Origin of the sequence: Kluyvera sp. 142486 (assembly GCF_046569695.1) — a bacterium.
GTDB lineage: Bacteria > Pseudomonadota > Gammaproteobacteria > Enterobacterales > Enterobacteriaceae > Kluyvera.
This window is the reverse complement of the sequence record NZ_JBKHUI010000008.1, coordinates 1-24,778: the sequence shown is the minus strand read 5'-3', so window position 1 is coordinate 24,778 and position 24,778 is coordinate 1. Positions and strand designations below refer to the sequence as shown.

The following is a 24,778-nucleotide window of genomic DNA, read 5'->3' as shown; positions in this document are numbered from 1 at the left end:
CTGCGCTTATCAGGCCTACAATCCTGGGCACCACATAAGCTGCTCTTTCAACTGCAACGTCTCCTGCGGCAAGCACTTCAGCACGTCACGATAGCTCGGCGACTGTTTCGGATACCCACGCTGCGTCTGCAGCAGCACCCGCAGCGCGCTATCCCAGACAATGCCCTGCAAATCGCTGTACGGCCACAGATCCGGTTCGCGGATAAACGGCACCAGGTAATCAATCCCCTGCTTCACTCCGCGTCCGTCGCGAATATGGTTCCAGCGATCGAACTCGACGTGCTCGGCGTAACGGTTGAGCAGCAAATGCGCCTCGAGGTTGAACAGCGAGTAGTGGAACGGAATGGTACGCTCCAGTTCCATCGTCTGCTTGCCGTCCTGGTCAATCTGCGCCGCCATACGCTGGGTGATCCCCTGCTCAATAATCCGCGCCACCAGCCCTTTATCGCCGTAGAACAGCGCATTGACTGCACGCTGGGCGTCGTACCAGGTGCCGTGGTTATTGTGCCAGACGTATTCGGAGTGGCCGATATCGCTGTAGTACATCCAGTGGTTAAAGTCGCGGAACCACTGGTGCAGACCGATGATATCGTCGGTATCCAGCACGCTGGCCGCGTTAATCAGCCCGATGGTATCGACCACCATCCACAGCAGGCGGGTATCGATAAGCCCGGTTCCGCGCCCGGAAACCACGCCGGGGATCGCCTGGCCGTAGTTAAGGTGCGGATTCATGCGGGTGTCGCCGTCGAGGAACCAGCAGCGGATCTGCACTGCTGCGGCCTGCGCGTACTGACGCTGGCCGGTGAAGTACCACGCCAGCCCCAGGGTCAGGCAGCGCTCGCACATGCGGATAATGCGCGAGGTATCGGTATCGTTATTTTCACACTGCGGGTTGATATGCCCGTCGCGGCGAATGTAGGGCAGCCCGTTGGGCCGCCGTGGGTTTGGCCACCAGTAGGTGCCCAGGCTGTAGTAGTCGTGCGCGTCGCCGCTCGCCGGGCGCAGCTTTTTATGCACCACGCTTTCCGGCGGCTCACGCTTAAGCAAATCCGCTTCGGCCACCAGCTTACTCAGGGCCAACTGTAGCGGCGAGAACGGCTGCTTCAGGCCCGCGCGGGCATTTTCCAGACAGGTTTCATCAAGGGTGTACAGCTTCATCGCCACCTTATTGGCCCTCCTGACACGCTATGCGCAGACCGCTTTGCGCATCGAACAGATGCACGCCGGAGAGCTTCGGTTGCAGCCAGATAGTGTCGCCCTCTTTCACCGCCAGACGCTGCTTAAACACTGAGGTAAACGCCCCGCCGCCGGTATCGCAGAACAGCTGCATATCGGAACCGGTGTTCTCTACCGCCGTGACCTTCGCCGCCAGCGCATCATCGCGAGCTTCGTGTACCACGTTGACCTGCTCCGGGCGAATGGCGTACACCACCTGCTGGCCGTCAGTCACCTGCAGCCCTACCGGCAGCGCCAGCAGCGATCCATCTTTCAGGCGCAGGCTGGTGCTATTGCCGCTGAGCACCACTTCTCCCTTCAACTGGTTAATTTCCGGCGAACCGATAAACCCGGCAACAAACAGGTTGGCCGGCTGGTCATACAGCTCCAGCGGCGTGCCCGCCTGCTCAATGCGCCCGTCGCGCAGTACCACGATCATCTGCCCCATGGTCATCGCTTCAATCTGATCGTGGGTCACGTAGACGGAGGTGGTTTTCAGTCGACGGTGCAGCTCGCGAATTTCACCGCGCACCTGGGTACGCAGCTTGGCGTCGAGGTTCGACAGCGGTTCATCAAACAAAAACACCTGCGGCTTACGAACGATGGCACGCCCCATCGCCACACGCTGACGTTGGCCGCCGGAGAGATCTTTTGGCAGACGCTCCAGCAGCGGTTCCAGCCCCAGCAGCGCCGCCGCTTCATCGACCTTCTGTTTGATTTCCGTTTTCGGTAGCCGCGCCATCTTCAGCGCAAAGCCCATGTTTTCGCGCACCGTCATCTGCGGATAGAGCGCATAGCTCTGGAACACCATTGCGATATCACGCAGCTTCGGTTCAACCTCGGTGACATCACGTTCGTTGATGTGCACTTCCCCGGCGGAAATTTCCTCCAGCCCGGCAATCATCCGCAGCAGCGTCGATTTCCCGCAGCCGCTCGGCCCCACCAGCACGCAGAACTCGCCGTCAGGGATAGTCAGCGACACATCTTTAATGACGTGAGCATCACCGTATGATTTGCGCACGCTATTTAATACAACAGATCCCATCGGTAACCCCTTATCCTTTGACCGCGCCGGACATGATCCCGCGGTTGAAATGTTTTTGCAGACCCAGATAGACGATGATGCTTGGCAGCATCGCCAGTAGCGTAATGGCGATAAAAATGTTCGGCGTGATGCTCTCATCGGTACGCAGCGTGCCGAGGATCACCGGAATGGTGTTCAGGCTGTCCTGGTTCACCACAATCAGCGGCAGCAGGTACTGGTCCCAAATCATAATGAAGCCGAAGGTCACTACCGTACCGAGCGCCGGTTTCACCAGCGGCAGAATGACGTGGAAGAAAATCTGCCACTCGTTCGCGCCGTCGATGCGCGCCGCTTCTTCCAGCTCTTTCGGAATGGCCGACATAAACTCGGTCAGCACGAAGATAGAGAACGCCCAGCCCACTACCGGCAGAATCATCCCGAGGTAGCTGTTGTACAGCGACGCATCGATAAACGGCAGCCGCCAGTTGATTATCATGTACAGCGGAATGGCGATAACCTCTTCCGGCAGCATCATGGTGGATAAAATCACCAGGCTCACCAGCGCGACGCCGCGAAACTTCTTACGGGCCAGCGCATAGGCCGCCAGCGCGCTGACCGACACCTGCAGAATGGTGCCGAAGAACACCACCAGAATGGAGTTCAGCAGATACTGCCAGACGCCGATATCACTCCACGCGAAGATGAAGTTTTCCAACGAGAACTGATTCGGCCAGGCCAGCAGTTCGCCCGGTTTGACCGGCGCGCCGCTAAAGGCGGTAGCCACAATGCCCCAGAACGGCCCGACAAAGACAATCAACAGCAGCGCGTAGATGCACCAGCGCCCAACGGTATCCCAACGTTTACTCAACATCACGGCTCCTTAGTAACGTGCGATACGTTTTTTCAGCGTCAAATGACAAATGGTTAAGATAACGGTGAAGGTGAACAGCAGGAACGACACCGCCGAGGCGTAGCCGTAGTCAAACTGTTCAAAGCCCAGCTTATAGATATGGGTCATGACCATTTCCGTAGCGTTAGACGGCCCGCCGCCGGTGGTGGCATACACCTCGGCAAACACGCGGAAGCCGCGGATAAAGGAGAGCATCAGCACCACCGACAGCGCCGGGATCATCCCAGGCAGCGTCACGTAGCGCAGACGGTTCCACCAGTTCGCGCCGTCGACGTTCGAGGCGTCGTACAGGTCACGGCTGATGCCCGCCAGACCGGCGATAAAAATCACCATGTTGTAGGGCACCGCTTTCCAGATATGCAGCAGCATGATGACCCCCAGCGCCTGATCGGAGCTGGCAAGGAACCCCTGGTCCGCCACGCCAAACCAGCTGAGAATGTGGTTCACCACGCCGTTCGGCGTTGGGTTGAACAGAATGCGCCACATCTCGGCGACGATCGCCGCACTGGTTACCGCCGGTAGGAAAATAGCGGTACGAATAAAGCGCAGGTGGCGTGCCGGGCCTTCCAGCAGCATAGCGAGGAAGAATGCGAGTATTGCGGCGGCGAACATCGTCACCACTACGTACAGCAGCGTATTTACCACCGCCGCGTGCAGTTCCACGTCGGCAAAGGCGCGGGTAAAGTTATCAAACCCGACCCACTCATCCGGCTGATTAAAGTTGACCTTATAAAAGCTCATCACCAGACCCTGAATCATCGGGATGAACTTGAACCAGCTAAAAATAATCAGCGCGGGTGCCAGGAAAAGCCACGGAATCAGCGCCCGCTTGCGTTTTGCCGTCAGCCAGCCGGTCGCGTCAGGCGAAGCGGCTTGCTTTAGCGGCGCGGACTTCGTCTCATGCAGCGTCATCACTTACTCCCTCTCACTTAGCCAACACGTTTTGTTTTTCCAGCTCGGCGTTCACCTTCACGTCGACCGCCTTCAGCTCAGCGCTGATATTGCTATTACAGTCGGCGAAAATACGGTTGAAGCCGTCGGCTGCCACTTGACGCACCGGCGTCCAGTTTGGAATTTGCGGCACGTAGCGGCCCTGCTCGTTGTACAGTCTGGCGAAGGTCTCCCAGCGGGCGTCCTGGTAAACGGCTTTCACATCGACGTTTTTGTTCACCGGCAGACGCACCACTGGAATATGCTGGCTACCTTTACCCATGCCGATCTCCTGGCCTTCCTGTGAAATCATAAATTCGATAAATTTCTGCGCCGCCTCTTTCTGCTTACTGCTCTTCATCATAAAGACGGTGGTCCCTTCGGCGAGGGTGGCCTCCCCTTTCGGCCCAACAACCGGCACGACTTCGAAGTTGTCTTTGCCAGGGTCTTTATCAAACAGCGCAATGTGGTACGGGCCGCTGAAGAACATGCCGCTCTGGCCGGAACGGAACGATGGGATAACGTCGGCGGTGGTGGCGTTAATCGCTCCGGGCTGGGTCACTTTTTCGCACATCATGGTGCGCATAAAGGTCATCGCCTGAGCCACTTCCGGGGTATCGAGCGAGGCGCTGAATTTATCGCCGTTCTCTTTGACGAAATCACCGCCTGCCTGCCAGATAAAGCTACTCATAAACCAGCTGGCGTAGCCGCGGGTGGTTGAAGCAGGCACGATAAAGCCGTAGGTGTCATTTTTACCGTTGCCGTCCGGGTCCTGGGTGGTGAAGGCTTTGGCGAGTTTCTGGATATCATCCCAGCTTTTCGGCTGCGGCAGGCCCAGCTTCTCGCGCCAGTCTTTACGTACAAACAGCGCGAATGTTTGCGCAGAGGTTGGCACGCCGTAGTATTTGCCGTCGATATAGCGAGTACTGTTCCAGGCGGTCTGGTACAGCTGGTCGCCGCCACCAATCGCTTTCGGGTCTATCTCATCGGCAATACCGAGCTGAATAAACTGACCGAGCGAAGCGGCATCGTTGAAGATCAGATCCGGTAAAGCATTGCCCGCCGTGGCGCGCGCGAGCCGCTGTTCGAAATCGGTGGTGGCATTGAAGTACTCAATTTTAATGCCGGTCTTCTCTTCAAACTTCTCGGCTTCTTGCTTGTAGATATTTTTGGAGTCGTTGCTCGCACGGATCCAGACGTTCAGGGTGGTGGCGGCATAGCTTTGCCCAATACCCAGTCCTAGAGCAGAAAGCAGTAATAATGAACGTAATTTATTCGCAGACATGATTGCATATCCTTTATTGTGTAGGGCACAAAGATAATTAAATTCTCACCACATGCATTTCCGTGATCCGGATTAACATCTGGAGGTGAATACAACATGCTAAAAAAATTATTTCCGAACATTAAATAGAAATATATTTTCTAATACAACCACACAAAAAAGAAATCGTATTTCAGAAACAGAAAAGTTGAACGCGATCACACCAAGAAGTGACACAAAAAGTGACATTATTTTTTTATTGTTTTAATTCAATGCATTAACATTTTATTTGTTTTTTTGATAAACTCAACAAAATAAGAAAAACGGCTAAAAATGTGAGTCAAGCCACAATAAAAACGTCATTTTTTATTCAACTCGATAACCATGATGAGCATCACAAAAAAAATCACTTTGTCTTTTACACTGCACGCCAACCTATTTACGAATGCATTATTTTTTAATTAAATCGCCTGCTTTTAGTGTTGTTAAAATACGCTAAAGGCAAAATTCTCTTGTTATCTTTTCTCTATTTGCAGAAGGGTTATCACTATGAGTTCAATACATCGCCGTGGAATATTAGGCATTGCGCTACTCTGTTCTGGGTTCAGCGCTTCACTGTATGCGGCAGAGCCTTATACGCTTGATGGCAACGATCTGGCGTTCAGCCGTGAACAGATTGCGGCCAAAGACCCGCTGTTCTTACAGGCGGAAAGCGCGCTGCTAAAAAAAGCGGACGCTGCGCTGAAACACCCGCTCTATTCGGTGATGGATAAAACGCTGGTTGCCGCCAGCGGCAATAAGCACGACTACTACAGCTTCCCGCCTTACTGGTGGCCGAACCCGGAGACCAAAGATGGCCTGCCGTACATCCGCAAAGATGGTCAAACCAACCCGGACGCCAACAGCGATGCCACCGATAAAAATCGTCTGGTGAAGATGAGCAACGACGTCTCCACGCTGGCGCTGGCATGGTACTTCTCGCAGGACGACCGCTACGCGCAGAAAGCCGCCGAACAACTCAAAAGCTGGTTCCTGGCCCCTGAAACCCGCATGACACCAAATCTGCAGCATGCTCAGGCCATTCCAGGAATCAACACCGGCCGCGGCATCGGCATTATCGACAGCCGCGCGCTGGTTGACGTGGTGGATGCCATTGCCCTGCTGCAAGCATCCGGTAAGTTGAGCGATGCCGACGTGACCGAGCTGAAAAAGTGGTTTGGCGATTTCTATCACTGGATGACCACCAGCCAGAACGGCTTTGAAGAAGAGAACTGGCACAACAACCACGGCACCTACTTCGATATGCAGGCGACGACCTTTGCGCTGTTCAGCGGCAAGCCGGAAGAGGCCAAAAAGCGCCTGTATGTCACCCAACTGCGCCGTATTGCCGGGCAGTTTGACGTTGAAGGCCGCCAGATGGCCGAACTGGAGCGCACTCGCCCGTGGCACTACAGCAACTTTAACCTCGACGCTTACAGCCGCCTGGGTCGTCTGGGTGAAAAAGCCGGGGTCGATATCTGGAACTTTACCCTCGACGATCACAGCCTGCGCAAGGGCTATCAGTACATCGCCGGATTTGTTGACAGCGACACGCCGTGGCCATGGAAAGACCTCGACAAAATGGATGACAAGAAGGCGCTGCGCAACATCGCCACCGCCGCCCACGCCTGGCCGGACGACGCGCTGTTCCGCGAGAAAGCGCGCTGGCTGCGGGCAAAATATCCCGATGATATCACCACGCTCACTGCACCGCTTACCGCGTCTTCAGAGGTCAGGGAAAACCAAAAATGAGACAATTTTCTGGGCTATGGCCGGAGATCGCCGCGCGTGCTGTCGGCGAACGGGGCCTGATTGAACAGCTCGTGAAGGATGCACAACCGATGCTTGACGCTGCTGTGTGCATCCCGCAAACCGGGATCGCCAGCTGGAATCTCTACTATTTCTGCCCGCACCACGGGGTGCGGCTGACCTGGCTGCCAGACTCGCCTCATCACCATACTTGCCCGGTTGACGGTGAGGTGTTCAGCGGCGAACCGTGGGACGGCGCCTGGTGGCGGGAAATGAATGGCCGTAACGCCAGCGCCTGCCAGCAGCTAGGCCTGCTTTGGCGGTTGACCGACAACGCTGCGTATCGCAATAAAGTACGTACGCTGCTGATGGGCTATGCGGATGTCTACCCTGACTACGCGGTGCACGGCGATATTCCGCACAATGGTCCCGGCAAGATGAACGCCCAGACTCTGTGCGAAGCCAACTGCATTCTGGATATGGCGCTGGGCTATGACTTTATTGCCGAGAGCCTGACGGCGGAGGAGCGTCAGCATATCAGCGACAACCTGCTGCGCTGCGCGGCGACATTTTTATGCGAACACCGCAGTCCGCAGATCCACAACCACGAGGTTAAAATCAGCGCCGCGCTGGGAGTGCTCGGCTTTGTGCTGGAGGACGACAGCCTGCTGGAGTTTGCAGTCAACGCGCCTTACGGCCTGCGCTGGCAGCTAGAGCACGGCCTGCTGGCAGAGGGGCTGTGGTTTGAAGGTTCCATCCACTATCACTACTACGCGCTGCAAGGGTTCTTTGCCTTTGAGAAGCTGGCGCACGGCACCCGCTGGAGTCTGATTGACGGGCCGTGGTACCCGCAGATGCTGCGCTTCCCGCTTGAACTGCTGCTGCCGGATGGCACCTTCCCTCGCCTCAACGACTGCCTCGCCGGGCAGGAGAAGTTGCATCATCGGGATCTGTACGAATTCGCCTGGTTTGTCTGGCATGACCCCCTCTACGCCGCGGTGCTGCAGTTTACCGCCGGGGAACCTGACGAGCGCGAAACGCTGCTCTGGCGTCATCAGCCGCTACCCGAAGCGTGCCTGAATCTGATCCCGCAACAGTCGCTGTACGCGCCCGGTGCTGGGATCACGCTGTGGCGACGCCCGCAACAGCAGCAGGCCGTGTTGATTAAACACAGCCCGTGGGGCGGCGAGCACGACCATTACGACCGCCAGAGCCTGATGCTGTGGCAGGGCGACGGCTGGTTGCTGCCGGACCTCGGTACCACCGGTTACGGCGCCAGGATGCACTACGACTATTACAAAAACAGCGCCACCCACAATACGCTGACGGTTAACCAGAGCAACCAGCCCCCCGCCAACTCCGACGTACTCGGCTGGCATATGGGCGAAGAGTACCTGTGGCTGGACACCGAAACCGATTGGGGGAAACCACCGCCGCAGTTGAACAGCCACACCCGTGTGGAGTGGGACGTCGAAGCCTGGCACGACGTGCGTTTTCGCCGCCGTCTGCTGTGGCTGGATGACGTGCTGATTGACTTGTCGACGGTGGAAAACCCGCACCGCCAGCAGCTGGACTGGACGCTGCATCTGGCGGCCGATGCGCTGGACCAGAGCGGGGAGCCGCAGCCCTTCTCGCTCAGCGGCCCGCTGCGCGAAATGCGCAACGCGACCGTCACGCCGCTGTACGGCTGCCAGCCGCGACACTTCACGCATCAGGGCGACACCTTTGCCCTGTGGCTGTCGGGCGACGGTGAGCTGTGGCAAGGGCTCGCCCCCGACAACCCAGCGGTCAGCGATTTGAGCTATCTGGTGTTGCGCAACCACCTTCCGCAGGCGCGTTTTGTCTGTCTGTGGGATTTGGCGAAGCAGTCCCCGCTGACGGAGGTGAGCGTGCATCACACCGCAGCCGGTACACAGCTGACCTTCTGGCGTGGGGAGCGGGTGGCGCATGTGACGCTGTATGACGATCCCGCGCTGCGGCCTGAGTTCGTGGGGCACGGCTGATATTTGTCATGCAGGCCGGATAAGCGAAGCGCCAGCCGGCACGATATGGCACACTGCCGGATGGCGCTTCGCTTATCCGGCCTACCAAATCCGCAGAACTTAGCGTTTTTCCACGGTTATCATGGTGACGAAAGGGTGGTACTGCCAGGGGACACTGCTCCCCTGCTGGTACATCTTTGAAATGGTGCCGTCGAGATAGAGCATCTGCCGCACGTTGAGGCGCGATTTCGCATAGCAGGCGAAATCATAGAAGTTGGTTTCCCGCTCGCTCAGCATAAACACGACTTTGCCCTGCGCGGTAATCCCGACGCCGTTGCGCAGCTTGCGCGAACTTGCCGACGGCTTCAGCCGCCAGTTAATCACGCCATTTTCGATCAGCATCGGGCCGGACTGCACCGCGTAGTCCATACCTTTGGTCGATTTCAGCTTGTCGAGGCTGACTATCCCCGCGCGATCGCCGCGAAGGTAGAAAACGCCGCCGGGCTTGATAAAGAAGTTCCCACCGCCGGATGCGCGATTCACCGCCACCCTTTGCTGACCGTTTTCAATGTACAGCCCAAGAGGGGCGTAGGCTTTATCGTAGATGCCGCCGTTCATCGCCATGCAAACGCGCCCGTCGCCGTTGATTTCAGACAACAGCGCGCGCAGCGAACCGTACTCTTTACCATTGGCTTTTTGCCAGTACATGGCGAGGCGCTCATGCTGGGGATCGGCGGTATAGCTTTGCAGCGTGAGGTTTGGGTCGGTAAGCTGGCACGGGCGTGCCGCTGCTGCCATTAAGGGCGCTGCCATCAGCGCCAGCAGCAGCGGTATTGAACGGATGAACATGACGTTATTCGTCTTCGTCTTCATCCTCAAAGCGAGCGACAATACGTTCGCCGGTGTGAGTAGCACGCAGCTCTTCGGCCACCAGCGCGATCGCCTGACCGCTTGCCATCCCCTGCGACATCAGTTCCTGAATACGCTCGACGGCTTTCTGCTGCTGTTCATGGCTTAGTGAAGGTAATCCTGCAAACATCATTGACTCCTGCTACATTGTGGGCGCGTATTATTTCATGCTGCCCGAACATTCGCCAGAGGCAGTGCAACAAGGCTGGACAGAGACACCATGTTACCCCCTTCAACGATGACGCTTCCCTGGCGACAGGATGCCGCCGAACACTACTTTGCCCCGTTAAACGCCTCGCCCTGGGCGATGATGCTGCACTCCGGCTACGCGGAGCATCCGCACAGCCGCTACGATATCGTGGTCGCCGACCCTCGCCAGACGCTGGTGACGCGCGGCGACGTTACTACTGTGAGTCATAACGGTACTGCCGTCGTCTCCCATGACGATCCCTTAGCGCTGTTACAACAGGCGATAGAGGGACTGAACATCAGCGACAAGCCGCTGGCCGATTTACCCTTTACCGGCGGCGCGGTCGGGCTCTTTGGTTACGACCTGGGTCGCCGATTCGAAAAGCTGCCCGAGCGGGCGCTGCGCGATATTACCGTCCCGGACATGGCGGTGGGCATTTATGACTGGGCGCTGATCGTTGACCATCAGCGTCAGGCCGTTACCCTGCTTTGCCACGGCGATATTGACGCCCGCCTGCGCTGGCTGCAGGAGCAAACCTGCCCGACACCGGCGCCGTTCGCCCTGACATCCAACTGGCAGTCCAATATGAGCCGTGCACAGTACGGCGAGAAGTTCCGCCAGGTGCAGGCCTACCTGCAAAGCGGCGACTGCTACCAGGTTAACCTCGCACAGCGCTTTCAGGCGCGTTACGAGGGCGATGAATGGGCGGCATTTGTGCGGCTGAACCGCGCCAATCGGGCGCCGTTCAGTGCGTTTCTACGATTTGAAGAGAGCGCCATTCTGAGCCTCTCGCCGGAGCGTTTTATCCAGCTCGAGCAGGGGCAGATTCAGACCCGCCCGATTAAAGGCACCCTGCCGCGCCTCGATTCCCCGCTGGCAGATGCCGAACAGGCAAGGCGGCTGGCGAATTCACCGAAGGATCGTGCAGAAAATCTTATGATTGTTGACCTGATGCGCAACGACATTGGCCGCGTGGCGGTGCCGGGCAGCGTTCGGGTGCCGGAATTGTTCGTCGTTGAGCCGTTCCCGGCGGTGCATCATCTGGTCAGCACCATCACCGCGCGGCTTCCGCCAACGCTGCACGCTACCGATTTGCTGCGCGCGGCGTTTCCCGGCGGCTCCATTACCGGCGCACCAAAGGTGCGGGCGATGGAGATTATCGACGAACTGGAGCCTCATCGCCGCAACGCGTGGTGCGGCAGCATTGGTTATATCAGCGTCTGCGGTAATATGGACACCAGCATTACCATTCGTACGGTCACGGCGACAGATGGCTCGCTTTACTGCTCGGCGGGCGGTGGCCTGGTGGCCGACAGCGACGAAGATGCGGAATATCAGGAAACATTTGATAAAGTGAATAGAATCCTACAACAACTGGAGTCCTGACCATGCAAGAGCGCGCGCTGAACCTGGATGACTTTCTCTCCCGCTTTCAGCTGCTTCGTCCGCAGACGACGCGTACGGCGTTAAACGCCCGACAGGCGGCGGTATTGATACCCATCGTGCGCCGTCCTGAACCAGGGCTGCTGCTGACGCAGCGTTCCGCGCGCTTGCGCAAACATCCCGGTCAGGTCGCCTTTCCCGGCGGTGCGGTAGACAGCAGCGACGCATCGCTGATTGCCGCGGCGCTGCGCGAGGCGCAGGAAGAGGTCGCCATTCCTCCGGAGTGCGTGGATATTATCGGCGTGTTGCCGCCGGTCGATAGCGTAACGGGCTTTCAGGTCACGCCGGTGCTCGGCGTTATTCCGCCGGATCTGCACTATCACGCCAGTGAAGATGAAGTCGCGTCCGTGTTTGAAATGCCACTTGCCGAAGCCCTGCGTCTGGGGCGCTATCACCCGCTTGATATTCATCGCCGCGGCAACGCGCATCGCGTCTGGCTCTCCTGGTATCAGCACTATTTTGTCTGGGGCATGACCGCCGGTATTATTCGAGAGCTGGCACTACAGGTCGGCCTTAAACCCTGACTATACTTACCTTGATGACCAGAGGTTCAGCATTAGTAAAATCAACGCTACGCATTAATTAAATTCATGTGAATAGTTAAGCTGGATTTCAGGTTCCCTCATACACTATGCGCAGTTATTACATCGTTGCCGCAACAACGCGGTAACCCTGTCAGGAGTGTTAAAGTGATTAGTATATTCGACATGTTTAAGGTGGGGATTGGTCCCTCATCTTCCCATACTGTAGGGCCGATGAAGGCTGGCAAACAGTTCGTCGATGACCTGGTCGAAAAGGGACTGATTGATGACGTGACGCGCGTTGCCGTTGACGTCTACGGTTCACTGTCCCTCACCGGTAAGGGCCACCATACCGATATCGCGATTATTATGGGTCTGGCGGGCAACCAGCCGGACACCGTCGATATTGATGCCATCCCGGCATTTATTCGTGACGTAGAAGCGCGCGGACGTCTGCTGCTGGCGCTTGGCCGCGTCGAAGTTGATTTCCCGGCCGATAGCGGCATGCGTTTTCACAACGGCAACCTGCCGCTGCACGAAAACGGCATGCAGATTACCGCCTGGGCGGGTGATACCGAGCTCTACAGCAAAACCTACTACTCTATCGGCGGCGGTTTTATCGTCGACGAAGAGCATTTTGGCAAAGCGGACAACGGCGAAGTACAGGTCCCTTACCCGTTCGCTTCGGCGACCGAAATGCTCAACTACTGCAAAGAGACCGGCCTGTCGCTTTCAGGCATGGTGATGCAGAACGAACTGGCGCTGCACAGCAAGAAAGAGATTGAAGAGTACTTCGAGAACGTCTGGCAGACCATGCGCGCCTGTATTGACCGCGGCATGAATACAGAAGGCGTGCTGCCGGGGCCGCTGCGCGTACCGCGTCGTGCTTCCGCCCTGCGTCGTATGCTGGTTTCCAGCGACAAGCTCTCCAGCGATCCGATGAACGTCATTGACTGGGTGAACATGTTTGCGCTGGCGGTGAACGAAGAGAATGCTGCCGGTGGCCGCGTAGTCACAGCACCGACGAACGGCGCCTGCGGTATCGTCCCTGCGGTTCTGGCCTATTACGATCACTTTATCGAGTCCGTCAGCCCGGATATCTACATTCGCTACTTCCTGGCCTCCGGTGCCATTGGTGCGCTGTACAAGATGAATGCCTCTATCTCCGGTGCTGAAGTGGGCTGCCAGGGTGAAGTGGGCGTAGCCTGCTCAATGGCAGCGGCTGGTCTGGCTGAACTGCTTGGCGCAAGCCCGGAACAGGTATGCGTCGCGGCGGAAATCGGTATGGAGCATAACCTCGGTCTGACCTGCGACCCGGTTGCCGGTCAGGTTCAGGTGCCGTGCATCGAGCGTAACGCCATTGCTTCGGTCAAAGCGATTAACGCCGCCCGTATGGCGATGCGCCGTACCAGCGAGCCGCGCGTTTCCCTCGATAAGGTCATTGAGACCATGTACGAAACCGGCAAAGACATGAACGCCAAATATCGCGAAACCTCGCGCGGCGGTCTGGCCATTAAGGTTCAGTGCGACTAATACGCCTTATCACCCACCCCTAATTCAGGTGGGTGATTTATTCCCACTATTTTCGCGTCCTGCTTCACTTGCTCTGTCGTCACTGCTATTTTCATTACCACTCAATGCGCGCCGAGCAGCGGAAATGCAATCAGCACAATGGATTATCAGAAAGTATCTACGCAAGCGAATCGCCGTCTGTGCGATCGTCGCGGTGTGTGCTTTTGCGCTGACCTTAGGGATACGATTTATTTCGCAGCGCAGCATAAATCAGAACCAGATAAGTGCCCTCACCGCCCACTCGGTCGATCGCCTCGATAGAATCCTGCAGCCGCTGAAAACCCAACGTAACGCCATGCTTGCCCTGGTCGGCCAGCCCTGTGAAACCATTCATCTGCCGTTGCGCAAGCTGGCGGTGATGCTGCAAACCGTGCGCTCAATTGCGCTGGTGAAAGGCGGGCAACTCTACTGCTCCAGCGCACTCGGCTCGCGCAACATCGCGGTCAACACGCTGCAGCCGCAGCTGCCTAATACCACGCCGCTGTTGCTGCTGGGCACCGATCATTCGCTACTGGTCGGCACCCCAATTCTGGTTCAGTGGTTTCCCGCATCGGCTGACGGTAAAGACGGTGTGATGGTCTCCATCAACATCGATTTACTCAGCAATATTATTCTCGAACCCTCCCCGCCGCTCATCACGCATATCAGCCTGAACGTCGGTGAACGCCATTATCAGCACAATATTGGCATTACCGGGGAGATGGATGATGACGGTAACCGCGTTTTCATCCGCTCGTCGACGGACTTTCCGTTTAGCGTTGCGGCGCTCAGCCCCGGCCCTGCTCGCCTCGCGCTGAATAATCTGGTCACCGATTTGCCGCTTGCCGCCATTATGAGCATTCTGTTTACGTGGATTGCCTGGCTTGCCACCGCCGGGCGGCTCAGCTTTTCGCGTGAAATTAATATGGGCATCGCTGGCAAGGAGTTTGCCCTTTACTGCCAACCGCAGATGGACGCGCGGACGCAGCGCTGCGTTGGCGCAGAGATCCTGCTGCGCTGGAACAACCCGCGCGTAGGCTCGGTTGCGCCAGATGTGTTTATTCCCATTGCTGAAACGCAGAACCTGATTATTCCGCTGACCCGCTACGTCATCGGTGAAACGGCGCAGCGGCTGCATCTGTTCCCTCAGGAACGTGATTTCCAGATTGGCATCAACGTCGCCGCCCCGCACTTTAAGAACGGACAGTTGCTGAAAGATTTAAAGCAACTCTGGTTCAGCCGCAAGCCGCTACAGCAACTCACGATAGAGCTAACCGAACGCGACGCGCTGAACGATGTGAACTATCAGCTGCGCAGCGAGCTTGGCAACCATCAAATTAAGCTGGCGATAGATGATTTTGGCACTGGCAATAGCTCGCTCTCCTGGCTTGAGATGCTGCATCCGGACGTGCTGAAAATCGACAAGGCTTTTACCGGCGCGATTGGTACCGATGCCGTTAACTCCACGGTGACGGATATTATTATTGCGCTGGGACAGCGGCTGAACGTTGAGCTGGTCGCGGAAGGGGTTGAGACGCAGGAAGAGGCGCGCTATTTGCAGCAGCACGGCGTACATTTCTTGCAGGGATATCTTTATGCGCAGCCGATGCCGCTGGAGGAGTTTCCGCAGTGGCTGAAGAAGAATGGGCAATTGAACCCGTAGTGTCGTTCCCCGGAGTCGGCGCTGGCGCGCCTCGTCCGGGCTACGGGTCAATCATTCATTGTAGCCCGGCCAAGCGCAGCGCCGCCGGGAATTACACCTATCTCTTATTCGTCTTCATCATGCGGTGAAGCCAGCTTCACCACGCGAATCTGATCGACGCGATAGTTATTGGCGTCGGTGATCGTGATGTGCAGCGGCGGCAGTTCAATGACATCACCCGTGCGTGGGATTTGCCCATTAACGGCAATCACCAGACCGGCCACGGTGGCGATATCATCATCCACCAGGTTATCCAGCCCCAGCGTATGCTGAAACGCATGCAGGTCAGTCGTCCCCTTCACTAACCAACCGTCACCATCGACGACAATTTCCGGGGTTTCATCGGCATCCGGGAATTCACCGGCAATCGCTTCCAGCACGTCCAGCGGCGTCACCAGCCCCTGCACCACACCAAACTCGTTGGTGACGATAACGAAGCTACCGCGGGCCCTGCGCAACACGCCCAACAGGTTGATCGGGTCGAGCGTGTCTGGAACGATAATCGCCGGGTTGGCCGAGGCTATCGCCAGCACGTCTTCACCGGCCTCCAGCGCCACCAGCAGCTCTTTGGCACGCACGATACCGACGATTTCATCCAGCTCACCCCGACACACCGGGAACAGGCTGTGCGGCGACGACAGCAACTGCTGGCGAATCTCTTCTGTACTCAGGTCCGCATCCACCCAGCTGATCTCCCCACGCGGGGTCATAATGCTGCGCAGCGAGCGTGAAGCCAGCGTCAGAACACCGTTGATCATATAGCGTTCTTCTTCCACGAACGCCCCTTCCGGCACCGGCATTGCCGACTGATGGCCTTCGTCGTGCGCCGCGTTCACCTGCTTGCGGTTACCCATCAGGCGCAGAATGGCATCCGCCGTGCGTGCGCGCAGCGGTAGCGTCGACTGGTGGCGAATAAAGTTACGACGGGCAATCTGGTTGAACAGCTCGATGATTATCGAGAAGCCAATCGCCGCGTACAGATAGCCTTTCGGAATATGGAAGCCAAAGCCTTCTGCGACCAGGCTCAGGCCGATCATCAGCAGGAAGCTCAGACACAGTACCACCACCGTTGGGTGCTGGTTGACGAAGTTCGTCAACGGCTTCGAGGCCAGCAGCATCACGCCCATGGCAATCACCACCGCCGCCATCATGACCGGCAGATGGTTCACCATCCCGACCGCTGTGATCACCGCGTCAAGCGAGAAGACGGCGTCCAGCACAACAATTTGCGCCACGACTACCCAGAAGCTGGAATAGCCTTTCCCGTGCCCGGAATCGTGCTGGCGGTTTTCCAACCGTTCGTGCAGCTCGGTCGTTGCTTTAAACAGCAGGAATAGACCACCGACTAGCATAATCAGGTCTCGTCCGGAGAAGGTTTGCCCCCACACGCTGAACAGCGGCGCGGTCAGCGTTACCATCCACGAGATCACGGAAAGCAGGCCCAGACGCATAATCAGCGCCAGTGAAAGGCCGATCAGTCGCGCTTTATCTCGTTGTTTTGGCGGTAATTTATCGGCAAGTATGGCGATAAACACCAGGTTATCAATACCGAGAACGATCTCCAGAACCACAAGCGTCAATAATCCGGCCCAGATTGACGGGTCCATTAGCAATTCCATAAACCACTCCAACGAGAGACGAGACGAGTCATCGCTATGTCATGTTTAAGCGAGACGATACCAGACGATAGAAAAGCGTGGCGCAAAAGGCCGGGAGATGCGTCGCAAAAGCGAACGCGTGCGAAAAGGCGTCGGTGACGATCCATACTACGGGCTGATGCCCTATACTCCTGTGTGATTAAACGAAGCATTAACATAGCAAAAACAAATGACATTTTGGCAGAGATTTACGAGTCTTTGCAAAATGTAAGGTAATTTTTTGCACCACAAAATAATTGCGGTCCTATAACTAAATTACGGATCTTCATCACATTAATTATTCTTTCACTGTCTAAAATAATTCTCGGTAGTTATTTATTTTTTGTTTCTAACCCTTGTCTGAATCGATTCGGTTACCGCTTCGACTCAAGAGAATGTATCAGCCCTACTGATACACACGATAATAAAGGAGGTAGCAAGTGACGATTGCTATTGTAATAGGCACACATGGTTGGGCAGCAGAACAACTGCTGAAAACGGCAGAAATGCTGTTGGGCGAGCAGGACAATGTTGGCTGGATCGACTTCGTGCCTGGCGAGAATGCAGACACGTTAATCGAAAAATACAACGCGCAGCTGGCAAAACTTGATACCAGCAAAGGCGTGTTGTTCCTTGTTGACACCTGGGGCGGCAGCCCATTCAACGCTGCAAGCCGCATTGTTGTCGATAAAGAAAACTATGAAGTGATCGCGGGCGTCAACGTACCGATGCTGGTCGAAACCTTCATGGCGCGTGACGATAACCCAAGCTTTGACGAGCTGGTGGCGCTGGCAGTAGAAACCGGTAGCGAAGGCGTGAAAGCGCTGAAAGCCAAACCCGTCGAAAAAGCGGCTCCGGTCGCTGCACCTGCGGCACCGAAAGCTGCCGTTCCGGCAAAACCAATGGGCCCGAACGACTACATGACTATCGGTCTGGCGCGTATCGATGACCGTCTGATTCACGGCCAGGTTGCGACCCGTTGGACCAAAGAGACCAACGTCACCCGCATCATTGTGGTCAGCGATGAAGTTGCTGCCGATACCGTGCGTAAAACCCTGCTGACTCAGGTTGCTCCTCCAGGCGTAACGGCACACGTTGTCGATGTCGCCAAAATGATCCGCGTTTACAACAACCCGAAATATGCGGGCGATCGTGTGATGCTGCTGTTCACTAACCCAACCGACGTTGAACGTATCGTCGAAGGCGGCGTGAAACTGACCAGCGTAAACATCGGTGGCATGGCATTCCGTCAGGGTAAAACCCAGGTCAACAACGCGATTTCCGTTGATGAAAAAGATATCGAAGCCTTCAAGAAACTGAACGCACGCGGTATTGAGCTGGAAGCCCGTAAGGTCTCCACCGATCAGAAACTGAAAATGATGGATCTGATTGCCAAGGCGGATAAATAACCGCTTGGGCAACGTTTTTAGCCTTCACACTTAAGTCTGTATAAGCAATAGGAGAAGTACAATGGAGATTACCACTCTTCAGATTGTGCTGGTGTTCATCGTCGCATGTATCGCGGGTATGGAGTCGGTACTTGATGAATTTCAGTTCCACCGTCCATTGGTGGCCTGTACGCTGATCGGTGCCGTTCTCGGGGACATGAAAACCGGTATTATCATCGGTGGTACCCTTGAAATGATCGCGCTGGGCTGGATGAACATCGGTGCAGCAGTAGCACCGGATGCCGCACTGGCCTCAATTATTTCTACCGTTCTGGTTATTGCCGGTCACCAAAGCATTGGTGCAGGTATCGCTCTGGCGATCCCACTGGCAGCAGCAGGCCAGGTTCTGACCATCATCGTTCGTACTATCACCGTTGCTTTCCAGCACGCGGCGGATAAAGCGGCTGAAAACGGCAACCTGACGGCCATCTCGTGGCTGCACGTCTCTTCCCTGTTCCTGCAGGCAATGCGTATCGCTATCCCAGCGGTTATCGTTGCGGTATCTGTAGGCACCAGCGAAGTTCAGGGTCTGTTGAACGCCCTGCCAGAAGTGGTCACCAGCGGTCTGAACATCGCCGGTGGTATGATTGTGGTAGTTGGTTATGCGATGGTCATCAACATGATGCGCGCAGGCTACCTGATGCCGTTCTTCTATCTCGGCTTCGTTACCGCGGCGTTTACTAACTTCAACCTGGTTGCTCTGGGTGTGATTGGCGCAGTTATGGCCATCCTCTACATTCAGCTGAGCCCGAAATATAACCGCGTAGCCGGTGCGCCAGTTCAGGCAGCTGGTAATAACGATCTTGATAACGAACTGGACTAACAGGTGAGCGAAATGGTTGATATGACTAAAACTACCACCACCGAGAAAAAACTCACACCGAGTGATATTCGTGGCGTGTTCATTCGTTCTAACCTGTTCCAGGGTTCATGGAACTTCGAACGTATGCAGGCGCTGGGTTTCTGCTTCTCTATGGTTCCAGCGATTCGTCGCCTGTACCCAGAGAACAACGATGCGCGTAAACAAGCTATCAAGCGTCATCTGGAATTCTTTAACACCCATCCATACGTAGCAGCGCCGGTACTCGGCGTAACGCTGGCGATGGAAGAGCAGCGTGCAAACGGCGCAGAGATTGACGATGGTGCTATCAACGGTATCAAAGTTGGTCTGATGGGCCCGCTGGCAGGCGTGGGTGACCCAATCTTCTGGGGTACCGTACGTCCGGTATTCGCGGCGCTGGGTGCTGGTATTGCGATGAGCGGCAGCCTGCTTGGGCCACTGCTGTTCTTCATCCTGTTCAACGCAGTTCGTCTGCTGACCCGTTACTACGGTGTGGCTTACGGCTACCAGAAAGGGATCGATATCGTTAAGGATATGGGCGGCGGCTTCCTGCAGAAACTGACTGAGGGGGCGTCTATCCTCGGCCTGTTTGTTATGGGGGCCTTGGTTAACAAGTGGACGCACGTGAACATCCCGTTGGTGGTTTCGACCATCACCGGCCAGGATGGTCAGACTCGTGTTACCACCGTGCAGACTATCCTCGACCAGCTGATGCCGGGCCTGGTACCGCTGCTGCTGACCTTCGCCTGTATGTGGCTGCTGCGTAAGAAAGTTAACGCCCTGTGGATCATCATTGGCTTCTTCGTCATTGGTATCGCAGGTTACGCTGTCGGCCTGCTGGGTCTGTAATATTGGAAGTATGCCGGGGGCCCTGCCCCCGGTTTTTTTTTATCTGGAGGCTTAATGACAATCACGGATCTGGTACTGGTTCTCTTTATTATTGCAATGCTGGCATTTGCCATCTACGACCAGTTCATCATGCCCCGCCGTCATGGCACCACCCTGTTATCCGTTCCGCTGCTACGCGCTGGCCGTGTCGATAGCGTTATCTTCGTCGTACTGATCGTTATCCTGGTTTACAACAATGTGAACAACCACGGCGAATTAATCACCACATGGTTATTATGTGCACTGGCGCTGACTGGATTCTATCTGTTCTGGATCCGTAGCCCGAAAATTATCTTTAAAACCGAAGGCTTCTTCTTTGCAAATGCCTGGATTAAATACAGTAGAATCCAAAAAATGAATTTATCGGAAGATGGTGTACTGGTGATGCAATTAGAACAGCGTCGTCTTCTTGTCCGCGTTAAGAATATTGATGACCTGGAAAAGATATACAAACTTCTCGTTAATTCTCAATGAGTTAAAATATAGCCTTCGCTATAACTGTGCTATTTTCAGACAGTTCAATTATAGCGTTGGCTATGTTTATTCCGCGATACCTCCCCATATTTGTTAACCTCCTGATTACGCAATAAATCTAAATGAAAATCGTTATCATTAAACAATGAAATAAGCAAGCGCAGAGTTGTTTTATATTCTAAAAATATGTTAAGGTTGCGCCCGTCGTTGGGGAGTAGCTAATTTCCATTAAATGGAAATGTACGTGTCAACATACTCGTTGAAAAACGTGGTGCGTACGGATTACATCGTAGTCAAGCGAGACCATAGACGCATTTACTGCTGATTACTGGGGGCAGGAATGTGTCGTATGGAAACCTCCCGGTCTGGACCTTCGCATGAACTTAACCGCCACTATTCTTCTCGCCCTTGGTATGTCAATGGATGCCTTCGCTGCATCGATTGGTAAGGGTGCAACGCTGCACAAACCGAAATTCTCCGAAGCCCTGCGCACTGGCCTGATTTTTGGCGTCATTGAGATGCTTACCCCGCTTATCGGCTGGGGTCTCGGCATGCTGGCAAGCCAGTTCGTCATGGAGTGGAGCCACTGGGTAGCATTCGTCCTGCTGGTGTTCCTCGGTGGACGTATGGTACTGGAAGGGATCCGCGGTACGGATGATGATGAAGAAGCAGAAACGCCGCGTCGTCACGGCTTCTGGCTGCTGGTCACCACCGCAATTGCCACCAGCCTGGATGCGATGGCCGTGGGCGTTGGCCTGGCCTTCCTGCAGGTCAATATTCTGGCCACCGCATTTGCTATCGGCTGCGCCACTTTTGTGATGTCCACTCTTGGCATGATGGTCGGCCGCTTTATCGGCCCGCTGCTCGGCAAACGGGCTGAAATTCTGGGCGGGATCGTGCTTATCGCTATCGGCGCACAAATCCTCTACGCCCACTATATGGGTTAATCGGCATCCCTTTGCCAGGCGTGAATCGCGAAATCCGTCTGGCAAGCAAACTGCGCCTGCTGCGCTAACGTCTCCCATACCTCCGGCTTAGCCCGCCACGCAAACGGCGTCATCTGCAATAACGTCACCGCTTCCTGACCGGTCAACTGCATCGGATAGGCTAACGCATCGTGGCTTTGCAGGCTAAACCCGTCCAGCACTTCGGAATGCGGCGCATGCAGCTGCACCTCGCTATAGATAAGCCCTTTCAGCTCAACCAGATGACGCGGCCCCGGGGTGACGGTTATCACCCAACCGCCTGGCCTTACCACGCGCTTCAGCTCTTGTGGATTACACGGCGCGTAGATCCGCACGACGGCGTCCATGCTGGCGTCTGCAAACGGCAAACGCTGGCTGGAGGCCACGCAGAAATCCACCTGCGGATAACGCTTTGCGCCATAGCGAATGGCTGTTTTCGATACGTCCAGCCCCCATGTCACCTGCGCCTCAGCGGCAAAAGCGTGGGTGTAGTACCCTTCCCCACAGCCGATATCCAACAAATGTTCAGGCGTAATAGCGTGCAGCTTCGCACTCACGGCGTCGCGCAGCGGCTGATAGTGTCCGGCATCGAGAAACGCGCGCCGCGCCTGCATCATCTCTGCGCTATCGCCTGGGTCACGAGATCGTTTGTGCTGTACCGGCAGGAGATTGACGTAGCCCTCTTTCGCCCGATCAAACTGGTGACGCTGTGGGCAAAGATAACTATTGCCGCTGCGCGTTAACGGCGCGTGGCAAAGCGGACAATTGTAGGACATAGCAACTCCGGCTCTATTTCAAAGGGCGAAAGTGTACCGCTATTCGAGCGAGGGAGAAAGGCGAAGCGGCGGTTAAAAGCGGCAGGCATAGAAATGATAAAGCCCCGCATAAGCGAGGCTTTATGTCTGATAATGTTACGCTGACGCGCCGCAAGATCAGTGATTGTCGAATCAGATAGCGGTTACGTTAACAGCCGCTGGGCCTTTCTGGCCGTCCTGAATTTCGAACTCAACGTTCTGGCCTTCAGCCAGAGTTTTGAAGCCGTTACCCTGGATTGCAGAGAAATGTACGAATACATCTTTGCTGCCGTCAGCAGGAGTAATGAAGCCAAAACCTTTAGACTCGTTGAACCACTTAACTTGACCTTTAATCTTTGCCATTTGCAAAATTCCTTAGAGTGTTTTCTGCGCCCGCAGGCGTTTTCATAGATAAAACTGAGACATGACTGCATGAGGCACTAATATAAGGTTCGGCAGAGAAGCGGTATTCAACGTCAACGTGTTTACTCAGAACTTCTTTACTGATAATGCCATACATAAACAGAACTGTACCTCGTTTAACCCAAAACGTGTTATCACATACAACGATAATAATGGCAAGCCATTTTTAAAGGTGTCTCGATCGGCCGCACAAATCCCAACAAATCCTTCTACACGGGGTGAATTTTCCCCAACAAAACGTTTCGTTGAATGAATGTTAGCAGATCTAAAATGTGACCTAGCTTACGGTAACGTAAGACATTTTTAACATAGACCAACATTTTTTCGGCGTCCAGAATATCCTCATCGCCTCAAAAATTTTTATATCGTTAGATTATTTTCGCTATAACATTTTCGCATGCCGTTCGGCTAACCGGTTATAAGAACTTCACCTGAGTGCGGTTATCCAACAAGGCGCAGGCGATTAACATCGCGGGATATATTGCACCAAAAAAATGAAACTTTCGTGACACTGCTTCATCATAGCGCAATAAAAACGTTTCGCTATTGCTCTCTGGATTATGTACCGCCAAATGGGCTATTAATTGTCCAGTTCGTACGATGTTAATACGACCAATAATATTAAAGAGCGATAAATAGAACTTGGTACGGTTTATGAAAAACAATAACATAACGTTATAGATTATGCCGATACATGAACGCGAATATCGCTACACAATGCGTCAGTTGCGCAAAGTGAATATCTCGTCGCGTTACGCATATCAATTAGGCTTTCAGGGAATATGAGCACCAGAAAAGTGCATCGTGCGGTGTCCGGCAGCCCAAAACAGGCTGCCCGGCGTTAGCATACAAAGAGGTTATCGTTCCGCCACCAGACGGATAAAATCCTCTTTATCTTCTTCTTTAACGTCTTCTGCTTTTGCTTTTGATACCTCTTCTTCCTTCGCGTCTGGCTCATTGGCCTCGCATAAACGGCGCAGCAGCGCATTCTGGCGCTTTTGCAGGTCGAGCAGCGATTCAAGGAGTTCGATTTGCTCGTTAGCACGGGAACTGGCGCGATTCACAAAGAACCACAACACCAGGCCGACCAACAGCAGCAGGAAGGAAAATGCCAGAGATACCAGATTTAATGCCCCAGAACTTACAAGATCACTCATTTTACCACCTCAAAAAGAACGATCCATTCTACCACTCACATTACGGAAGGAAATCGCTGCCGGCAAAAATGTTTTACCAGGGTATAAACCGGTTAATGCTGCATATGCCGCTGAAAAACTGAACGTCCTGATCGCACATTACGTTAATCATCTGGGTCCAGAGTAGCAGGCAGGCGGCAATCACGAGTATCAGTAATACCCACCGAAACTTTTTCACTCAACTCTCCGCATGAATTCTTATTCAGATGTAGCGAGATTAGCATGCTAACCTTAAACCGCGGCTAACTGTAACGGCATCTCACGCTTTTAGGAATCATAGACTTGTGTCAATCCGTTATCGCAGTAACGTAGTATTCATGAAAGATATAATAGAAGAGGAATTTTTATGCGCCTGTTTATCAGAACTATCGTTTTTCTGGTTATCGTCGCGATTGGGGTGCTTCTGAGTGGGTACGGCGTTCTGGCCGGAAGTCAGAAGACGGCTGGCGGCCTGGGCTTGCAATGTAAGTATCTGACCGCACAGGGCTATAGCACCGCATTTTATCTTCACAGCGACAACGGCGTGGTGGGGCGTTCCAGTTGCCCACTGCTGCGTAAGAGCACGAGCGTGGTGGATAACGGTTAAAAATTGACTAGTCCTGATATAGGTTGACAGTTTTCTGTCGATAAAACGCCTGATGAACGTCATCGGGCGTTTTGTACTTCAGGGCCAGATGTGGCCG

At 54.9% G+C, this 24,778-nt stretch carries 24 protein-coding genes, 1 pseudogene and 1 riboswitch; of the genes and pseudogenes, 12 read left to right on the top strand and 13 right to left on the bottom strand.

Features of this window, described 5'->3' with window-relative positions; genetic code table 11:
- Positions 1-15: 15 nt before the first annotated feature.
- Genes ACLGE8_RS10615 through ACLGE8_RS10595 form a run of 5 tightly spaced genes read right to left on the bottom strand, consistent with a single transcriptional unit; the run spans position 16 to position 5,364 of the window.
- Positions 16-1,158 (bottom strand): alginate lyase family protein, encoded by a 1,143-nt coding sequence (locus tag ACLGE8_RS10615; protein WP_410998399.1) that lies wholly within the window; start codon positions 1,156-1,158, stop codon positions 16-18.
- Positions 1,159-1,165: 7 nt separating this feature from the next.
- On the bottom strand, positions 1,166-2,260 hold the full coding sequence (locus ACLGE8_RS10610) for an ABC transporter ATP-binding protein (RefSeq protein ID WP_185667671.1): 1,095 nt from the start codon (positions 2,258-2,260) through the stop codon (positions 1,166-1,168).
- 10 nt (positions 2,261-2,270) lie between these two features.
- Complete coding sequence (locus tag ACLGE8_RS10605; protein ID WP_410998398.1) at positions 2,271-3,110, bottom strand: carbohydrate ABC transporter permease; 840 nt, start codon at positions 3,108-3,110, stop codon at positions 2,271-2,273.
- A gap of 9 nt (positions 3,111-3,119) precedes the next feature.
- A complete protein-coding gene (locus tag ACLGE8_RS10600) occupies positions 3,120-4,061 on the bottom strand; it encodes a carbohydrate ABC transporter permease (RefSeq protein ID WP_081918560.1) in 942 nt (313 codons plus the stop codon).
- 13 nt (positions 4,062-4,074) lie between these two features.
- Positions 4,075-5,364 (bottom strand): ABC transporter substrate-binding protein, encoded by a 1,290-nt coding sequence (locus ACLGE8_RS10595; protein ID WP_410998397.1) that lies wholly within the window; start codon positions 5,362-5,364, stop codon positions 4,075-4,077.
- Between the two features lie 528 nt (positions 5,365-5,892).
- Here ACLGE8_RS10595 and ACLGE8_RS10590 point away from each other — a divergent pair.
- The gene (locus ACLGE8_RS10590) at positions 5,893-7,134 is read left to right on the top strand and encodes an alginate lyase family protein (RefSeq protein WP_410998396.1); all 1,242 of its coding nucleotides are present in this window, start codon (positions 5,893-5,895) and stop codon (positions 7,132-7,134) included.
- A complete protein-coding gene (locus ACLGE8_RS10585) occupies positions 7,131-9,134 on the top strand; it encodes a heparinase II/III family protein (protein WP_410998395.1) in 2,004 nt (667 codons plus the stop codon). Before ACLGE8_RS10590 ends, ACLGE8_RS10585 begins: the two co-directional genes overlap by 4 nt.
- A gap of 99 nt (positions 9,135-9,233) precedes the next feature.
- Here the strand turns inward: ACLGE8_RS10585 and ACLGE8_RS10580 are convergent, their stop codons facing one another.
- Entirely contained in the window at positions 9,234-9,962 is a 729-nt protein-coding gene (locus tag ACLGE8_RS10580) for a phosphodiester glycosidase family protein (RefSeq protein ID WP_410998394.1), read from the bottom strand.
- A 4-nt stretch (positions 9,963-9,966) separates the two neighbouring features.
- Positions 9,967-10,152, bottom strand: coding sequence for a YoaH family protein (locus ACLGE8_RS10575; protein ID WP_035891624.1), 186 nt, complete (start codon positions 10,150-10,152; stop codon positions 9,967-9,969).
- Positions 10,153-10,242: 90 nt separating this feature from the next.
- Here ACLGE8_RS10575 and pabB point away from each other — a divergent pair, with 90 nt between their 5' ends.
- From pabB to ACLGE8_RS10555, 4 genes are all read left to right on the top strand, one after another.
- On the top strand, positions 10,243-11,598 hold the full coding sequence (gene pabB, locus ACLGE8_RS10570; RefSeq protein ID WP_410998393.1) for an aminodeoxychorismate synthase component 1: 1,356 nt from the start codon (positions 10,243-10,245) through the stop codon (positions 11,596-11,598).
- 2 nt (positions 11,599-11,600) lie between these two features.
- A complete protein-coding gene (locus ACLGE8_RS10565; protein WP_185667664.1) occupies positions 11,601-12,179 on the top strand; it encodes a CoA pyrophosphatase in 579 nt (192 codons plus the stop codon).
- 165 nt (positions 12,180-12,344) lie between these two features.
- Positions 12,345-13,709 carry an L-serine ammonia-lyase gene (gene sdaA, locus ACLGE8_RS10560; protein WP_410998392.1) on the top strand — a complete coding sequence of 455 codons (1,365 nt, stop codon included), beginning with the start codon at positions 12,345-12,347 and terminating at the stop codon, positions 13,707-13,709.
- A gap of 124 nt (positions 13,710-13,833) precedes the next feature.
- The gene (locus tag ACLGE8_RS10555) at positions 13,834-15,390 is read left to right on the top strand and encodes an EAL domain-containing protein (RefSeq protein WP_410998391.1); all 1,557 of its coding nucleotides are present in this window, start codon (positions 13,834-13,836) and stop codon (positions 15,388-15,390) included.
- 104 nt (positions 15,391-15,494) lie between these two features.
- Here the strand turns inward: ACLGE8_RS10555 and yoaE are convergent, their stop codons facing one another.
- A complete protein-coding gene (gene yoaE, locus ACLGE8_RS10550; protein ID WP_410998390.1) occupies positions 15,495-17,048 on the bottom strand; it encodes a CNNM family cation transport protein YoaE in 1,554 nt (517 codons plus the stop codon).
- 458 nt (positions 17,049-17,506) lie between these two features.
- Here yoaE and manX point away from each other — a divergent pair, with 458 nt between their 5' ends.
- The 5 genes from manX (at position 17,507) to mntP (ending at position 21,664) form a co-directional block, all read left to right on the top strand.
- Complete coding sequence (gene manX, locus ACLGE8_RS10545) at positions 17,507-18,475, top strand: PTS mannose transporter subunit IIAB (RefSeq protein ID WP_410998389.1); 969 nt, start codon at positions 17,507-17,509, stop codon at positions 18,473-18,475.
- A 61-nt stretch (positions 18,476-18,536) separates the two neighbouring features.
- On the top strand, positions 18,537-19,337 hold the full coding sequence (locus ACLGE8_RS10540) for a PTS mannose/fructose/sorbose transporter subunit IIC (RefSeq protein ID WP_035891636.1): 801 nt from the start codon (positions 18,537-18,539) through the stop codon (positions 19,335-19,337).
- 12 nt (positions 19,338-19,349) lie between these two features.
- On the top strand, positions 19,350-20,204 hold the full coding sequence (locus tag ACLGE8_RS10535; RefSeq protein ID WP_035891638.1) for a PTS mannose transporter subunit IID: 855 nt from the start codon (positions 19,350-19,352) through the stop codon (positions 20,202-20,204).
- Positions 20,205-20,258: 54 nt separating this feature from the next.
- Positions 20,259-20,717 (top strand): DUF986 family protein, encoded by a 459-nt coding sequence (locus tag ACLGE8_RS10530; protein WP_035891639.1) that lies wholly within the window; start codon positions 20,259-20,261, stop codon positions 20,715-20,717.
- A gap of 197 nt (positions 20,718-20,914) precedes the next feature.
- Positions 20,915-21,076: riboswitch (yybP-ykoY riboswitch) on the top strand.
- Positions 21,077-21,094: 18 nt separating this feature from the next.
- Entirely contained in the window at positions 21,095-21,664 is a 570-nt protein-coding gene (gene mntP / locus ACLGE8_RS10525) for a manganese efflux pump MntP (protein ID WP_185667656.1), read from the top strand.
- On the opposite strand, the gene rlmA is transcribed toward mntP, so the two are convergent.
- From rlmA to mgrB, 5 genes and pseudogenes are all read right to left on the bottom strand, one after another.
- Complete coding sequence (gene rlmA / locus ACLGE8_RS10520; protein ID WP_410998388.1) at positions 21,661-22,458, bottom strand: 23S rRNA (guanine(745)-N(1))-methyltransferase; 798 nt, start codon at positions 22,456-22,458, stop codon at positions 21,661-21,663. The genes mntP and rlmA overlap by 4 nt on opposite strands.
- Before the next feature lie 171 nt (positions 22,459-22,629).
- Positions 22,630-22,839 carry a transcription antiterminator/RNA stability regulator CspE gene (gene cspE, locus ACLGE8_RS10515; RefSeq protein WP_001062678.1) on the bottom strand — a complete coding sequence of 70 codons (210 nt, stop codon included), beginning with the start codon at positions 22,837-22,839 and terminating at the stop codon, positions 22,630-22,632.
- Between the two features lie 12 nt (positions 22,840-22,851).
- Positions 22,852-22,996 (bottom strand): annotated as a pseudogene (locus ACLGE8_RS10510) (DUF2627 domain-containing protein).
- A 760-nt stretch (positions 22,997-23,756) separates the two neighbouring features.
- Positions 23,757-24,056: a YebO family protein gene (locus ACLGE8_RS10505; protein ID WP_410998387.1), complete on the bottom strand. Its 300-nt coding sequence runs from the start codon at positions 24,054-24,056 to the stop codon at positions 23,757-23,759.
- A gap of 73 nt (positions 24,057-24,129) precedes the next feature.
- Entirely contained in the window at positions 24,130-24,273 is a 144-nt protein-coding gene (mgrB, locus tag ACLGE8_RS10500; RefSeq protein WP_035891646.1) for a PhoP/PhoQ regulator MgrB, read from the bottom strand.
- A gap of 168 nt (positions 24,274-24,441) precedes the next feature.
- Between mgrB and ACLGE8_RS10495 the strand changes: the two genes are divergently transcribed.
- A complete protein-coding gene (locus tag ACLGE8_RS10495; protein WP_185667652.1) occupies positions 24,442-24,681 on the top strand; it encodes a YobH family protein in 240 nt (79 codons plus the stop codon).
- Positions 24,682-24,778: the final 97 nt, after the last annotated feature.

Excerpts from the sequence above, each read along its gene's own strand:
- ACLGE8_RS10615 (WP_410998399.1), bottom strand. The coding sequence starts at position 1,158 with ATGAAGCTGTACACCCTTGATGAAACCTGTCTGGAAAATGCCCGCGCG.
- mntP (WP_185667656.1), top strand. The coding sequence starts at position 21,095 with ATGAACTTAACCGCCACTATTCTTCTCGCCCTTGGTATGTCAATGGAT.
- ACLGE8_RS10565 (WP_185667664.1), top strand. The coding sequence starts at position 11,601 with ATGCAAGAGCGCGCGCTGAACCTGGATGACTTTCTCTCCCGCTTTCAG.
- yoaE (WP_410998390.1), bottom strand. The coding sequence starts at position 17,048 with ATGGAATTGCTAATGGACCCGTCAATCTGGGCCGGATTATTGACGCTT.
- ACLGE8_RS10605 (WP_410998398.1), bottom strand. The coding sequence starts at position 3,110 with ATGTTGAGTAAACGTTGGGATACCGTTGGGCGCTGGTGCATCTACGCG.
- ACLGE8_RS10580 (WP_410998394.1), bottom strand. The coding sequence starts at position 9,962 with ATGTTCATCCGTTCAATACCGCTGCTGCTGGCGCTGATGGCAGCGCCC.
- pabB (WP_410998393.1), top strand. The coding sequence starts at position 10,243 with ATGTTACCCCCTTCAACGATGACGCTTCCCTGGCGACAGGATGCCGCC.
- ACLGE8_RS10505 (WP_410998387.1), bottom strand. The coding sequence starts at position 24,056 with ATGAGTGATCTTGTAAGTTCTGGGGCATTAAATCTGGTATCTCTGGCA.
- ACLGE8_RS10540 (WP_035891636.1), top strand. The coding sequence starts at position 18,537 with ATGGAGATTACCACTCTTCAGATTGTGCTGGTGTTCATCGTCGCATGT.
- ACLGE8_RS10600 (WP_081918560.1), bottom strand. The coding sequence starts at position 4,061 with ATGACGCTGCATGAGACGAAGTCCGCGCCGCTAAAGCAAGCCGCTTCG.
- ACLGE8_RS10535 (WP_035891638.1), top strand. The coding sequence starts at position 19,350 with ATGGTTGATATGACTAAAACTACCACCACCGAGAAAAAACTCACACCG.
- rlmA (WP_410998388.1), bottom strand. The coding sequence starts at position 22,458 with ATGTCCTACAATTGTCCGCTTTGCCACGCGCCGTTAACGCGCAGCGGC.
- ACLGE8_RS10595 (WP_410998397.1), bottom strand. The coding sequence starts at position 5,364 with ATGTCTGCGAATAAATTACGTTCATTATTACTGCTTTCTGCTCTAGGA.
- ACLGE8_RS10575 (WP_035891624.1), bottom strand. The coding sequence starts at position 10,152 with ATGTTTGCAGGATTACCTTCACTAAGCCATGAACAGCAGCAGAAAGCC.
- ACLGE8_RS10585 (WP_410998395.1), top strand. The coding sequence starts at position 7,131 with ATGAGACAATTTTCTGGGCTATGGCCGGAGATCGCCGCGCGTGCTGTC.
- ACLGE8_RS10555 (WP_410998391.1), top strand. The coding sequence starts at position 13,834 with ATGCAATCAGCACAATGGATTATCAGAAAGTATCTACGCAAGCGAATC.
- ACLGE8_RS10530 (WP_035891639.1), top strand. The coding sequence starts at position 20,259 with ATGACAATCACGGATCTGGTACTGGTTCTCTTTATTATTGCAATGCTG.
- ACLGE8_RS10495 (WP_185667652.1), top strand. The coding sequence starts at position 24,442 with ATGCGCCTGTTTATCAGAACTATCGTTTTTCTGGTTATCGTCGCGATT.
- cspE (WP_001062678.1), bottom strand. The coding sequence starts at position 22,839 with ATGGCAAAGATTAAAGGTCAAGTTAAGTGGTTCAACGAGTCTAAAGGT.
- ACLGE8_RS10590 (WP_410998396.1), top strand. The coding sequence starts at position 5,893 with ATGAGTTCAATACATCGCCGTGGAATATTAGGCATTGCGCTACTCTGT.
- ACLGE8_RS10610 (WP_185667671.1), bottom strand. The coding sequence starts at position 2,260 with ATGGGATCTGTTGTATTAAATAGCGTGCGCAAATCATACGGTGATGCT.